Source organism: Bradyrhizobium algeriense (assembly GCF_036924595.1).
Classification (GTDB): Bacteria; Pseudomonadota; Alphaproteobacteria; order Rhizobiales; family Xanthobacteraceae; genus Bradyrhizobium; species Bradyrhizobium algeriense.
The window spans coordinates 1,429,264-1,441,870 of record NZ_JAZHRV010000001.1 but is presented as its reverse complement, the minus strand read 5'-3'; the positions used below and the strand labels follow the sequence as shown (position 1 = coordinate 1,441,870).

At 61.4% G+C, this 12,607-nt stretch carries 13 protein-coding genes; 7 read left to right on the top strand and 6 right to left on the bottom strand.

Features of this window, described 5'->3' with window-relative positions; genetic code table 11:
• Positions 1-78: 78 nt before the first annotated feature.
• Complete coding sequence (locus V1286_RS06965) at positions 79-423, top strand: antibiotic biosynthesis monooxygenase family protein (protein ID WP_334478465.1); 345 nt, start codon at positions 79-81, stop codon at positions 421-423.
• A gap of 987 nt (positions 424-1,410) precedes the next feature.
• Here the strand turns inward: V1286_RS06965 and V1286_RS06960 are convergent.
• The 4 genes from V1286_RS06960 to V1286_RS06945 form a co-directional block, all read right to left on the bottom strand.
• Positions 1,411-1,677: a hypothetical protein gene (locus tag V1286_RS06960; RefSeq protein WP_334478463.1), complete on the bottom strand. Its 267-nt coding sequence runs from the start codon at positions 1,675-1,677 to the stop codon at positions 1,411-1,413.
• The gene (locus V1286_RS06955; protein WP_334478462.1) at positions 1,674-1,853 is read right to left on the bottom strand and encodes a hypothetical protein; all 180 of its coding nucleotides are present in this window, start codon (positions 1,851-1,853) and stop codon (positions 1,674-1,676) included. The genes V1286_RS06960 and V1286_RS06955 overlap by 4 nt, the downstream gene beginning before the upstream one ends.
• Before the next feature lie 10 nt (positions 1,854-1,863).
• Positions 1,864-3,069, bottom strand: a complete 1,206-nt coding sequence (locus V1286_RS06950; RefSeq protein ID WP_334478461.1) for an FAD-dependent monooxygenase — start codon at positions 3,067-3,069, stop codon at positions 1,864-1,866.
• A gap of 123 nt (positions 3,070-3,192) precedes the next feature.
• On the bottom strand, positions 3,193-4,185 hold the full coding sequence (locus tag V1286_RS06945; protein WP_334478459.1) for a Bug family tripartite tricarboxylate transporter substrate binding protein: 993 nt from the start codon (positions 4,183-4,185) through the stop codon (positions 3,193-3,195).
• 75 nt (positions 4,186-4,260) lie between these two features.
• On the opposite strand from V1286_RS06945, the gene V1286_RS06940 reads away from it, so the two are divergent.
• The 6 genes from V1286_RS06940 to V1286_RS06915 all read left to right on the top strand — a co-directional run bounded on the left by V1286_RS06940 (position 4,261) and on the right by V1286_RS06915 (position 11,364).
• Complete coding sequence (locus V1286_RS06940) at positions 4,261-4,389, top strand: hypothetical protein (RefSeq protein WP_334478458.1); 129 nt, start codon at positions 4,261-4,263, stop codon at positions 4,387-4,389.
• Entirely contained in the window at positions 4,386-5,150 is a 765-nt protein-coding gene (locus V1286_RS06935) for an IclR family transcriptional regulator (RefSeq protein ID WP_334478456.1), read from the top strand. Before V1286_RS06940 ends, V1286_RS06935 begins: the two co-directional genes overlap by 4 nt.
• A gap of 115 nt (positions 5,151-5,265) precedes the next feature.
• A complete protein-coding gene (locus V1286_RS06930; RefSeq protein ID WP_334478454.1) occupies positions 5,266-6,867 on the top strand; it encodes an FAD-dependent monooxygenase in 1,602 nt (533 codons plus the stop codon).
• Between the two features lie 74 nt (positions 6,868-6,941).
• A complete protein-coding gene (locus V1286_RS06925) occupies positions 6,942-8,675 on the top strand; it encodes a thiamine pyrophosphate-requiring protein (protein ID WP_334478453.1) in 1,734 nt (577 codons plus the stop codon).
• Positions 8,676-8,708: 33 nt separating this feature from the next.
• A complete protein-coding gene (locus V1286_RS06920) occupies positions 8,709-9,680 on the top strand; it encodes a Bug family tripartite tricarboxylate transporter substrate binding protein (protein ID WP_334478452.1) in 972 nt (323 codons plus the stop codon).
• Positions 9,681-9,705: 25 nt separating this feature from the next.
• Positions 9,706-11,364, top strand: coding sequence for an FAD-dependent oxidoreductase (locus V1286_RS06915; RefSeq protein WP_334478451.1), 1,659 nt, complete (start codon positions 9,706-9,708; stop codon positions 11,362-11,364).
• A 628-nt stretch (positions 11,365-11,992) separates the two neighbouring features.
• On the opposite strand, the gene V1286_RS06910 is transcribed toward V1286_RS06915, so the two are convergent.
• Both V1286_RS06910 and V1286_RS06905 read right to left on the bottom strand, forming a co-directional pair.
• Positions 11,993-12,178, bottom strand: a complete 186-nt coding sequence (locus V1286_RS06910) for a hypothetical protein (protein WP_334478450.1) — start codon at positions 12,176-12,178, stop codon at positions 11,993-11,995.
• A gap of 157 nt (positions 12,179-12,335) precedes the next feature.
• Positions 12,336-12,563, bottom strand: a complete 228-nt coding sequence (locus V1286_RS06905; RefSeq protein WP_334478449.1) for a hypothetical protein — start codon at positions 12,561-12,563, stop codon at positions 12,336-12,338.
• Positions 12,564-12,607 lie beyond the last annotated feature (44 nt).

The window sequence follows — 12,607 nt, the reverse complement described above, 5'->3', positions numbered from 1 at the left end:
AGTTCAGGATCCGAGACTACCGAAATGCCAGATCACTGCGATGCGCGGCGGAAAATCGCCCGAGAAAGGAGAGACATCATGCCCAATATTCAGATCAACACTCAGACGATCACGCAGATCACGGTGGTTGATGCCGAGCCGGAAAAGCAGGCTGAGGTTCTGTCAATGATGGCAGAGCGAGCGCGTTTCATGGCGCGCCAGCCGGGCTTTGTCTCAATCAGCCTGCATCGCAGTCTCGATGGACGACGCATTGTCAACTACGTCCAATGGCAAAACCGTCAACTCCTGCAGCAGGCTCACCAATCGCCGGATTTTCGCAAGGTCTGGGGGAAGCTTGACGATTTGACCGACCAAATTGACCCACACCTTTACGAAGTTGCCGAGGTCCTGGAAGTTGCCGAGGTCTTGGACGGTGCTCGCTGAGCATCTCGTGATGGGTTGACTCGAAGGCGAGAAATAGTTGCGCGCAAGGTCGCGCCGCCGACTCTGCCCGGATCGGCCAGAGTTGCTCGATGTTGTTCCGATAAGCACGTGCGCGGCATGTTAGGCAATGGCGCGGCTGCGGCGTTCACACCCCGCGCAGCGTTCAGGGACCTTTTGCGAGGTACGGCGTTACGCTTGAGGGCACTATGGAGGAATAGTCATGCCAGAGCGACGAACCGTGGAGAAGGCCCGGAAGGACAAGCGCGCGGGCAAATCAACCACCACTCAGGCGGGCGAATTTGTGCATGAGGAGATCCGCAAGGTTCGCCGCGGCGAACATGGGGCGAGATCGCCGCAGCAGGCCATTGCCATTGGCCTATCCAAAGCGAGGCGCGCAGGCGTTGCTCTTCGCCCGCCACGGAAAGGCAAGGCCAAGGCGAGCACCCGCAAAAGCGCCGAGTACGCGTATGAGGCAGGCCAGGGCAAGCGAAAGCCCCGACGCCGACCGCGCGTCTCGCGTGCCGTGTCACGGGTCCTTAAGCGCGAACCGCGCAGCACGGCGTCGCGCACCGCGCTCTCGAAGCAAACGCGTCGTGCCGCCTCGCGCCGCACCGCCTCAGCTCGTTCTGCCGCAGCCAGGAAAGCCGTAAAGACAAAAGGCGCCGCTGGCCGCTCTGCCGCCGCCAAGAAAGCGGCGCGAACCAGAGGGCGTCGCCGACGATAGCGCGAGTTGGTCGATAGTTACTCCGGACCTAATTCCTGTCCGAACACCTCGTCCGGACGACCTCGTCGTGAAGGGAGATGGCTGGGTGAAGGGAGATGGCGGGGTGAAGGGAGATGGCGGGAAAACGATTGACGCTACCCGTGCCTCCGGATGCAACGGAACGTTGCGCTGGGACTGGACCTTCTTGATCCGCCTGCGTTCAATTTTGGCAATGTGGAGATACGGAACGTCTCCGTTATACGGAACGTCTCCGTTATCGAAGATCACATCATCGACCATCGCTCCAAGCCGCCATCCTCGACGCGCTGGCCGCCATAACGACGGTCGATCTCGGCCAGCGCAAGTTTCATTCCGTCGAAGTAGGTCCCTTGGGCCACACTCATATTCATGGCGGTCGGCGGGGCCTCCACGCCGTCGATCATTTGCCGGAGGATATGATGCTTCGCCGGCACAAGGGCGTTCTTCTGAAGCATGGCCAAATGACGCTGCACGGCCTCGATGTCGGCCTCCGAAAGTCCATCGGAGGTCATGCGGATACGATCCACCGCGCGGACGATGGCGGTGGGGCGCCCTGGGCATCGAGCAAGGCGTAGGTCCACAATGCCCGCTTGTCGTCCGACCGCGCCTGGTCGACGTCGAAACCGGGCGCGCTCTTTGCAGCGAGTGCGACCTTCTCCAGGTGCCGCTCCACGACAGCGCGAAGCATTGCACCGATTTCACACGGGGACGGCGGTAGCATCGTATCTGTACATCCAGTCGTAACGCTCCCGCAGGCGGTCTTCCGCCCACTCGCGCTCCACATAGGCCTGCGCCGTCGCCGGATCTCCCAGCAATGGATTGTGAAAGCGTTTCGTGTTGTCGGCCGATCCGTTGACGACGCGGGATGTGCGTTCGTACCTCGCCGATTCATAGGCGCGGAATGCCGCGGCAACGTCCATGCCGTGCGCCTCGAGCGCTCGAGACAGGATGTAGCCGTCCTCGATCGCCATGACGGCGCCTTGTGCGAGGAACGGCAGTGTCGGATGGCAAGCGTCGCCGAGCAGCGTGACGCGACCCACCGACCACGACGGAAGAGGACGGCGCAGTTTCAATGCCCAGAGATAAGGCTGGGGAATGGCTGCGATGAGCGTCTGTACGTCTTCATGCCATCCAGCGAAGTCGGCGAGCATGTCCGCATGCGAACCCGGCGTCGTCCAGGACTCTTCGTGCCAGTCCTCGCGTTCGACGACGCCTACGAAGTTCATCAGCGTTCCGCGCCGCAAGGGATACTGCACGACGTGTCGGCCGGGCCCGACCCAGTTCGACGAGACTGAACGTGCTAGGCGGGGCGGCAGGTCCGCCATCGGGATGACGCCGCGCCATGCAACGAGACCCGTGAATTCAGCGTTGTCCGAGCCATGCAGTCCTGCACGGATCACGGAGTGGATTCCGTCGGCGCCAATCAGCGCGTCGCCTTCGGCGGTGCTGCCGTCGTCGAACCGCAGGATTACGCGCGCTCCTACGGTCTCGCATCCGACAGTCCTATGTCCCAGACGAAGTGCGCCGGGGACAGCCGTCGTCACCGCATCCGACAGGATACCCAGCAGGTCCGGCCGGAACATCGTGACGTAGGGGTGACCATAGGTCTGCACCGACACGGCGCCGAGATCGAAAGCGGTCCATGCTTGGCCGGTATTCCACATCCGAATTTCACGCCGCTCCGGATGCGCGGCCTCTTCCATGACGCGAGTAGCGAGGCCGAGTTCGTGAAGGACAAGCATGCCGTTGGCGCTGATCTGCACACCGGCCCCGATCTCCTGAAGGATCTGCGCCTGCTCGTAAATCTCGACCTCGAAGCCACGCTTGATGAGGGAAAGCGCCGCCGTCAGCCCGCCTATGCCGCCGCCGGCTACGATGATTTTGGGTTTTCCGGCATTTTTCACAGCTTGCTACTCTTTCTTATGGATGCCAGCAGGACCGTCGCCAAAAACAGCCGTTCCTCCTAAGCCAGCTTTTGACTCAAGGTCGACATGGGCAAGAAAAAGCCCCGGAGAGTCTCGTTCAAGCTATTCTGAAGTGATCTGGGCATCCTTGACGACTTTGGCCCAGCGCATGCGGTCCCTGGCGATCAGTTCTGCCAGGCGCTCAGGCGAGCCGCCTTGAGCGATCAAGCCTTGCTTGTCGAGTACGGCCCGAACGCCAGGCTGCGCCAGTATCTCGTTGAAAACCGCATTGTAGCGGTCAACGATCGCTTTCGGTGTATCGACCGGAACAAGAACGCCATACCACAAATCGACATCGAAATCGGTCACGCCAAGTTCCGCCAACGTCGGCACATGCATCGCCTGCGGCGCCCGAGCTTGGCTGCCGACGGCTAGGATACGGATTTGCCCCGCTTCCGCGAGAGGAAGCGCGGTATGGATCGGCAAGAACATGGCTGAGACATGTCCGCCCGCGAGATCTTTCACGGCGCCCGCAGAACCCGGATAAGGAATGTGTGTCAGGTTGATTTTCGCCGTCAGCTTCAGGAGCTCCATGGCGAGATGCTGCGGTGTTCCCCGACCCGGGGAAGCATAGTTGATCTCGCCCGGCTTGCTGCGAGCAACTGCGATCAGTTCAGGGAAGTTGTTGACGTTGATCGAAGGATGCACAACGAGCGCAAGAACGCCGGTCGCGATCTCCACGATCGGCGCGAAGCTCCTCTCTGGATCGTACGGGATCGAGCGATAAAGGCTCGCATTCATCACAAAAGTATTGACGGTCACTAGAAGCGTGTTGCCATCCGGAGCAGCGCGCGCCGCTGCATCCGTGCCAATGTTGCCGCTCGCACCAGCCTTGTTCTCCACGATGACAGGTTGGTTCCAGCGCTGCCGCAATTCCTCACTGAGGATACGCGCGAGTAGATCGGGCCCTGTGCCTGGCGAGAACGGAACGTTGAGCCGGATTGTTTGCTGCGACTGCCCCTGGGCCAGGCTTGGCGTTATTGCGGCAAAGGCCGCGGCCAAGATTCCCAGCACCGTGCGGCGCGAATGCGTGCAACTTGCGGAATCGGTCGCCACGATATCCCCCGTTCATGCCAGCGGGTGGTCCGCCCGCGGTTACATCCTAACAAAATCTCTCAATATGAGATTTTGATGTATTATGCGCTGATCGCGCGCCAGTTCAAGATTGATTCTGTCAGACCGGAAAAGTATCGCCGTAAGCAGGTGCGAGGCCGCGAGCCGAAAGTGGAGCGATGTCAGACCATGCGGCCTGAGGCATGAAGCCGACGAACAGCCTGGAACGGGTGCTGGCGGTTCTCGAGGTGTTTTCCGAGGAGCGCCTGGAATGGACGCCCGAGGATTTGATGCGCGAGCTCGGCTATAGCCGGCCGACGCTCTACCGCTATCTGAAGATCCTGAAAGATGCCGGCTTCCTGATGTCGACCCGCAATTCCGGCGTCACGCTGGGGCCCAAGGTCGTCGAGATGGATTATCTGACGCGGCGCTCCGATCCGCTGGTGCTGCACGGTGTACCCTATCTGAAAGAGCTGACGGCGGCCCATTCCTGCACCGCCATGGTTTTGCGCTGGTACGGCAACAAGATCCTCTGTGTCGCCTCTGAATCCTCCACCAAAAACCCGATCAGTTCCTATCCGCGCGGACGGCCGATGCCGCTGGGGCGCGGCGCGATCGCGCGCTCGATCATGGCGCTGCTGCCGCGGCCGCGGCTGGTGCCGCTGGTCGAGCGCAACCTCGCCGACCTGCGCTCGGTCGGCCTCGGCAACACTGCCGCCGACGTCCTGAAAAGCCTGAAGAAGGTTCGCAAGGCCGGATTTGCCGTCGCCTATGGCGAGGTCACGCCGGGTGCGGTCGGCATCGCTGCGCCGATCTTCGACGACCGGCACTACCCGATCGCCAGTGTCTGCGTCACCATTGCCGGCAACCTCGTGACCGGCGCCCAGATCGATCAGATCGGCGCCGAGGTCCGGCGCGTGGCGCTGCAGATCTCGGCGGATCAGGCCTCGGTGAGGCCGAAAATATGAAGTATAATCTTACATTATGAGATTATCCTTGACTTGGCGACGGTCCTGATTTCATTTCGCCGTGCCCGCGGCCCATCGCCGGGCGGACGACTCACGCCAATCGCAAGAAGCCAAGATGAGCACGCCCACCGAATCCCCAGCGCAAGTCGTCATCGTCGGAGGCGGGCCGGTCGGTCTTGGTCTTGCGATCGATCTCGGCCAGCGTGGTGTCAGGTGCGTTCTGGTCGAGCGCTACAATAGTCCGCAACCGATCCCGAAGGGTCAGAACCTGACCCAGCGTACCCTTGAGCACTTTTACTTCTGGGGCGCGGAGGCGGAGCTTCGCGCGGCGCGGACCATCCCGCGCGACTACGGCATCGGCGGCATGACGTCGTACGGCACGCTGCTAAGCGGCTACAGATATGACTGGCTGCAGCGCGAGCTGGTGCGGCCCTACTACTTCACCGACAACGAACGGCTGCCGCAATATGCCACCGAAGCGGTGCTGCGGCAGCGCCTGAGCCAGTTGCAAGGTGTCGAGACTATATACGGCTGGAGCGCTTCCGGCATCGAGCAGGACACGGATGGCGTGCAGGTGACAGTGGCCGAGCGCAACAGCGACCGTCGTCGCACATTGCGGGCGGATTATGTGGTCGGCTGTGACGGCAGTCGCTCTTTGGTGCGCGAGGCCACTGGCATCACACAGACCCTGACCGACCACGACCGGCTGATGGTGCTGCTGGTGTTCCGCTCGACCGGTCTGCACAAGTTGCTCGAGCGCTTTCCCAACAAGTCATTCTACAATGTGCTGCATCCGGAGCTAGAGGGCTACTGGAAGTTCTTCGGCCGCGTCGATCTCGGCAGCACCTGGTTCTTCCACGCGCCGGTGCCGCTCGGCACCACCAAAGACAATTTCGATTTTCCCCGCTATCTGTATTCGGCGGTCGGCGAGGAGTTTGACGTCGAATTCGAGCACATCGGCTTCTGGGATCTGCGCGTCGCGATATCAGATCAATATAGCATCGGGCGCGTCCTCATCGCCGGCGACGCTGCGCATAGCCATCCGCCCTATGGCGGCTACGGCATCAACACCGGCCTCGAAGACGCCGCCAATCTCGGCTGGAAGCTTGCCGCGGCGCTGCAAGGCTGGGCCGGAGCACATCTCCTGGATTCCTACGGCGAGGAACGGCGGCCGGTGTTCGCCTCGACCGCGCGGGACTTTATCGAGAAGGCGATCCAGAGCGACAGGGAGTTTTTGGCCAAATTCGATCCCGCGATCGACAAGGCTGCATTTGAAGCCGAATGGCTGGCGCGCTCGTCCGGTGCGCGTTCCGAGGTCAATTCGTTCGAGCCGAATTACGAGGGCTCCTCCATCGTCGCGGGTCAGCCAGATGCCACCTGCAGCGCGATCGGGTCGCATGAATTCGCAGCCCGGGCCGGACATCACCTGGCGCCGCGCCAGCTCGCATCTAGCCGCAATGTCTTCGAGGAACTGGGCGCCGGTTTTACGCTGCTCGATCTCGGCGCGCCGGACGCTGCCGTCACTGAAATCAGGTCCGCGGCCGAAGCGAGCGGAGTGCCGCTCACGCTGATCAGGGACGACAGCGCGGAAGTGCGAAAATTCTACCAGGCGACGCTGATTCTGGTCCGGCCCGATCAGTTTGTCGCCTGGGTGTCGGACGGCGATGTGACAGATGCCGCAGCTATCATCCGTCGCGTGGTCGGCGGCCACCCCTGACGGTATACGCGCCAACTCCGTCGAATAAGAAAACAAGCCGAAAGCTGGCAAAGGAAACACAGGGAATCAAGGGTATGAGCCGTCATAGCGCCGCGCATTATTTTCTCGAGGGTCTGGTCGATCTCGGCGTTGAATATATCTTCGCCAATCTCGGCACCGACCACGTCTCGCTGATCGAGGAGATCGCCCGCTGGGACCGCGAAGGCCGCAAGCATCCGGAAGTTATCCTCTGCCCGCATGAGATCGTCGCCGTGCACATGGCCGGCGGCTATGCGCTGGCGACCGGCAGGGGACAGGCGGTGTTCGTGCATGTCGATGCTGGGACCGCCAATGCCTGCATGGCGATCCAGAACCTGTTTCGTTACCGGCTGCCGGTGATGCTGTTCGCCGGACGCGCGCCTTACACGCTGCATGGCGAATTGACCGGATCGCGCGACACCTATGTGCACTTCGTGCAGGATCCCTTCGACATCGCCAGCATCGTGCGGCCCTATGTCAAATGGGAATACTCGCTGCCCTCGGGCATCGTCGTGAAGGAGGCGCTTGCCCGCGCGAGCGCCTTCATGCACAGCGATCCACCGGGGCCAGTCTACATGATGCTGCCGCGCGAGACGCTGGCCGAACAATGGGACGAGGCGCAGATGCCGGCCTATAACCCCGCGCGCTTTGGCAGCGTCGCGGTCGGCGGTATCGATCAGGACCGCGTCGAAACCATCGCCAGCCGATTGATGGCTTCGGAAAATCCGATCGCGCTGACGGCCTATCTCGGTCGCAATGCGGACGCTGTCGCGGCGCTGGAGCGCCTCGCGCTGGCCTGCGGCATCCGGATCGCGGAATTCAACTCGATCGATCTCAACGTCTCGCAGGATTCGCCGTGCTTCGCCGGTTTCGATCCGCTGCCTCTGCTGGAACAGGCCGATGTCGGGCTGCTGCTCGATACCGACGTGCCTTTTGTGCCGCAATACGCTAGGCGCGTCGAAGCCATCGACTGGATCCAGATCGACATCGATCCGTTGAAGTCGGATTTCCCGATGTGGGGATTCCCGACCGACATCAGGGTCCAGGCCGATTGCGCGACTGTTCTGCGACAGGTGCTCGAGGTGGTCGAGGCGCGCGCGGATGATCTTTATCGCAAGCGCGTCACTGAGCGCACCGCCGGCTGGAGCGGTGCGCGCGATGCAGCGGCCAGGCGCCGCGCCGCTGCTGCCGAGAACAAGGGTACGTCAGGCGCGCTCAGCGCGGCCTTTCTGTTCGCAACCCTGAACCGTGCGTTGTCGCAAGACGATATCGTCGTCAACGAAGCGATCCGCAATGGGCCGCTGCTGCAGGAGCAGATCCGTCGCACGCAGCCGCACAGCTACGTCGGCCTCGCCGGCGGCGGGCTCGGCTTCAGCGGCGGCATGGCGCTGGGCTTGAAGTTGGCGCAGCCGGAGCGGCGCATCGTGCAGATCATCGGCGACGGCGCCTATCATTTTTCTTCGCCGGACTCCGTATTCGCCGTCGCCCAGCAATATCAAATTCCGATTCTGACAGTCGTGCTCGACAATGGCGGCTGGCAGGCGGTCAAGTCGTCGGTACAGAGGGTCTATCCGAAGGGCGTCGCCGCCGAGACCGATTCCTTTCAATCGCAACTGCGCTCGGGCCGGCAGGGCGAAAAACGAGGCTTCTCCGATATCGGCCGCGCCTTCGGCGCGCATGGTGAATTCGTCAGCGAGCCGGATGAACTCGCCGCTGCGGTCGAGCGCTGCCTCGCCGCTGTCGACGGCGGGATCGCTGCCGTCCTGCATGTCCAGATCACGCCGCTCTAGCGCGCCAATCCAGCCCGGGGAGGGATCGCAATCATGAAAACCTTTAGCCGCGTGGCGCTGGCCGCCATCTGTTTGAGTTCTTTCGGCCTCGCGCCTGCTGCCGCTGAGGTCAAATATCCGGGCCGGGCGATTCACATCATCGTCGGCTTCACGCCGGGTGGTGGCAACGACGTCATCGCCCGCATCTTCGGGCAGAAATTATCGGAAAGTCTCGGCCAGCCGGTCATCATTGAAAACAAGCCCGGCGCGGGGGCGATCCTTGCCACCGAATACGTCGCGCGGTCTGCACCTGATGGCTACACGCTGCTGGTCGGTGCCAGCGGCGCGATGGTGATCAATCCGGCAGTCTATGAGAAGCTGAGCTACGACACGATGCGGGATTTCAAGCCGGTGTCCGAGCTTGGATCGTTTCCACTGATCCTGATCGTCAACGCGGCGTCGCCGTTCAAATCGTTGGCCGATCTCGTCGCCTACGCAAAAAGCAATCCAGACAAGACGAACTATTCCAGTTCCTCCGCCGCCTTCCAGCTCGCGACCGAGCTGTTCAAGCAGAAGACCGGCGTTCCGATGCAGATGATCCCCTACAAGGGAGCCAACGATTCCGTCACCGCGGTGATCTCGGGCGAGGTGACCGCGACCATCGCCGACGCCGGACCGGTGACCAGCCAGGTCAACGGCGGTCAGGCGCGCGCGTTGGCAGTTGCTGCTCCGAAGCGGATGGACAGTTTGCCCGATGTGCCAACCATGAAGGAGGCGGGCGCTGACGTCGAAGCGGTGTTGTGGAGCGGCATATTCGTGCCCGCGGCGACGCCGCCCGAAATTGTCAGGAAGCTCGAGGCTGAATTCGTCCGTATCGCGCGGTTGCCGGACGTGATCTCCCGCCTAAAATTGCTCAACATCGAGTCCGTCGGCAATTCGTCGGAGGAGTTTTCGCGCATCATCGCGGCGGATCTTGAACGCTGGAGAGCGGTGGCCCGCGCCGGCAATATCAAGATAGCCCAGTAGAACAGTCGTGCGCGGAGACGGGGAAATGGCCGAGCAGCTGCAGGCTGACGTCGTGGTGGTTGGCGCAGGCCCGGTCGGGCTGACTTTGGCAATGGATCTGGCCTGGCGCGGCGTCGACGTCATCCTGCTGGAATCCCGCGCGCGGGGCGAGCCGCCCAGCGTCAAGTCGAACCACGTCTCGGCGCGCTCGATGGAAATCTTCCGCCGGCTCGGCGTCGCGCAAAAGGTGCGCGACGCCGGATTGCCGGCGGATTATCCCAACGACGTGGTCTTTCGAACTGCGTTTCTCGGCCACGAAATCACGCGGATCAAAATTCCGTGCCGTTCCGAGCGCTATACGGCCAAGGATGGCCCAGATACCTGGTGGCCGACGCCGGAGCCGCCGCACCGGATCAATCAGATCTATCTCGAGCCGGTGTTGTTCGCTCATCTGTCGGCGATGCCGAGCGCGCGCATTTTCAACGGCACGACACTGGTCGATTTTGCGCAAGGCGCCGAACGAGTTACGGCCTTCGCCACCGCGAACGGCAAGGAGATCGATATTTCCTGTAAATTTTTGATCGGCTGCGATGGCGGCCGCTCGCTGGTGCGCAAGAAAATCGGCGCGACACTGAGCGGCGACGTCGCCTTGCAGTATGTGCAGTCGAGTTACATTCGCGCGCCGAAGTTGCTCGGATTGCTGCTGGAACAAGGTGGCACTCCGGCATGGGCATCTTTCGCACTGAATGCGCGGCAATCCGGCAACGTCTACGCGATCGACGGCAAGCAGAACTGGCTGGTTCATGTTTATCTCAAGCCGGGAGTAACGGACTTTGAAGCCGTCGACCGCGACGCCGCGATCCGCACCGTGCTCGGCGTCGACCAGGATTTCGAATACGAACTGATCAGCAAGGAAGACTGGGTCGGGCGCCGCCTGATCGCCGACAAGGTGCGCGACGACAAGGTCTTCATCTGCGGCGATGCCTGTCATCTCTGGGTGCCCTATGCCGGCTACGGTATGAATGCCGGCATTGCCGATGCCGCCGATCTGGCGTGGCTATTGGCGGCGCGGCTCGAAGGCTGGGGCGCGGAGGGAATATTGGCAGCCTATGCAGCCGAGCGGCTGCCGATCACCGATCAGGTTTCGCATTTCGCGATGGACCATGCGCACGCGATGACCAAGGCGCGAAAATCCGTCAGCGACGAAATAGAGGCCGACGGACCGGAGGCCGACGCCTATCGCGCCGCGGTCGGCAAGACGACGTATGACCTCAATGTGCAGCAGTATTGCTGCGCGGGATTGAACTTCGGCTATTTCTATCAGGGATCGCCTATCATCGTGTATGATGGCGAAGCTGCGCCGCCGTATACGATGGGAGAGTTCACGCCATCGACAGTTCCGGGCGCCCGCCTGCCCCACATCTGGCTCGCAGATCGACGTTCGCTTTATGACGCGATGGGACCGTACTACACGCTGCTGCGACTGAACCCGGACATAGACGTATCCAGCCTGACAAATGCCGCAGCGGCTGCCTGCGTCCCGTTGACGGTACTTGATGTATCCAGCCCTGAAGCGGCGGAGTTGTTTCCGTACGACCTTATATTGGTCCGACCAGACCAGCATGTCGCTTGGCGGGGAAATGGCACCTCAGCCGATCCCGGTCGACTCGTGGATATCGTCCGTGGCGCGGGATCCGCAAAGTAGATTGGCTAACCCGCATTGCTGGAGTCATAAGGCGACCTTATCAATTCATGAGTATTTTGTGGCTAACCCGAAGCGTCAGGACTCTGCAAGATGATCTGAGGCGTGTGTATCAACCCACAGCGGAACGCGAACGATCATGAGAAAATTGCTGTTGGCGCTCGTTCTATTGACGATCCTGCCAGCTCACCTTCCTCGTGACCAAGGCGACCAGGGTTGGAGCATCAAGCATTTCCACTCGTCCTGGCTGCCGGCACAATGACGATCGGCAATTACCGGCCGGCATCCCTAGAAATCCAAATCTGTTGGCTGGCGCGAGCCTCACAAGAAACACCAGGAGGGATCATGAGAAGCGCTTCGAGAGCCGTGATAGCAATCGTGCTCGCATGCCAGTGGACAGCGGTTGGGAGTGGTACGGCTGCGGGTGCCTACCCCGAACGTGCGATCCGCCTCGTCGTTGGGTTTCCCGCCGGCGGCAGTTCCGATGCAATCGCACGCATCGTACGGCCGACCGCCGAAAAGCAATTGGGGCAGACGTTGGTCATTGAAAATCGCCCGGATCGACCGCAGTGTGACGGCGGATACACACAGGGAAACCAGGCCCGCAGGATGGCCGACAACTGAGGCGGCCCTACTCCAACGAATCCAGCACTCGCCGATGCAGCTCGACCGGATCACGTTCGCCATCCTTGGCGAACTCATGATCCATTGGGCAACGAGGATGGTAAGTGGGTCGGTGCGCACCGTAAGCTTGATTTCCGTCAGGAATGACTTCAAAGGACTTGCCAAGCATTTCCACGCCTTTGGGAAGACGCATCGAACATCCGGTAAATAGTATCGTGCACCTCCGCGCGGGTCGGGCGGGAACACAACACTCTCTCACCGATAGAAGCCAAGGGCGGGGCGGCGATGGCTTCAGTAGATTCCCGTAATGTTCGAGAGTAGAGGAAAATCGAATCGGACTCCTCCGCCGACTACTTTAAGTTAGCCAGCTTCTCTCTGTTCTCAATCGCCCGTTCGACGCTCGCGAACATTCCCAATACACATCTTCGGGCGGCCTCGTGGTACTCGCCCTCGCTGCGGACTACGCTCTTGGCGATCTCAATCCTAGTTTCTTTAGTTTTGAAAATCTTTGGCAGCCGAGCGAAAACTGTATCAACTGCAGCCTGCATTTCGTTCGCTTTCTTACTATCGAGCAACATGCGCCATCTCCTTGCCTGCATTGCCTGCTTACAAACGAAGAGGG

Coding starts and splice junctions, on each gene's coding strand:
- V1286_RS06965 (WP_334478465.1), top strand. CDS start 79: ATGCCCAATATTCAGATCAACACTCAGACGATCACGCAGATCACGGTG.
- V1286_RS06920 (WP_334478452.1), top strand. CDS start 8,709: ATGAAAACCTTTAGCCGCGTGGCGCTGGCCGCCATCTGTTTGAGTTCT.
- V1286_RS06915 (WP_334478451.1), top strand. CDS start 9,706: ATGGCCGAGCAGCTGCAGGCTGACGTCGTGGTGGTTGGCGCAGGCCCG.
- V1286_RS06955 (WP_334478462.1), bottom strand. CDS start 1,853: ATGCTTCGCGCTGTCGTGGAGCGGCACCTGGAGAAGGTCGCACTCGCT.
- V1286_RS06935 (WP_334478456.1), top strand. CDS start 4,386: ATGAAGCCGACGAACAGCCTGGAACGGGTGCTGGCGGTTCTCGAGGTG.
- V1286_RS06910 (WP_334478450.1), bottom strand. CDS start 12,178: ATGCGTCTTCCCAAAGGCGTGGAAATGCTTGGCAAGTCCTTTGAAGTC.
- V1286_RS06940 (WP_334478458.1), top strand. CDS start 4,261: ATGTATTATGCGCTGATCGCGCGCCAGTTCAAGATTGATTCTGTCAGA.
- V1286_RS06905 (WP_334478449.1), bottom strand. CDS start 12,563: ATGTTGCTCGATAGTAAGAAAGCGAACGAAATGCAGGCTGCAGTTGAT.
- V1286_RS06925 (WP_334478453.1), top strand. CDS start 6,942: ATGAGCCGTCATAGCGCCGCGCATTATTTTCTCGAGGGTCTGGTCGAT.
- V1286_RS06960 (WP_334478463.1), bottom strand. CDS start 1,677: ATGACCTCCGATGGACTTTCGGAGGCCGACATCGAGGCCGTGCAGCGT.
- V1286_RS06930 (WP_334478454.1), top strand. CDS start 5,266: ATGAGCACGCCCACCGAATCCCCAGCGCAAGTCGTCATCGTCGGAGGC.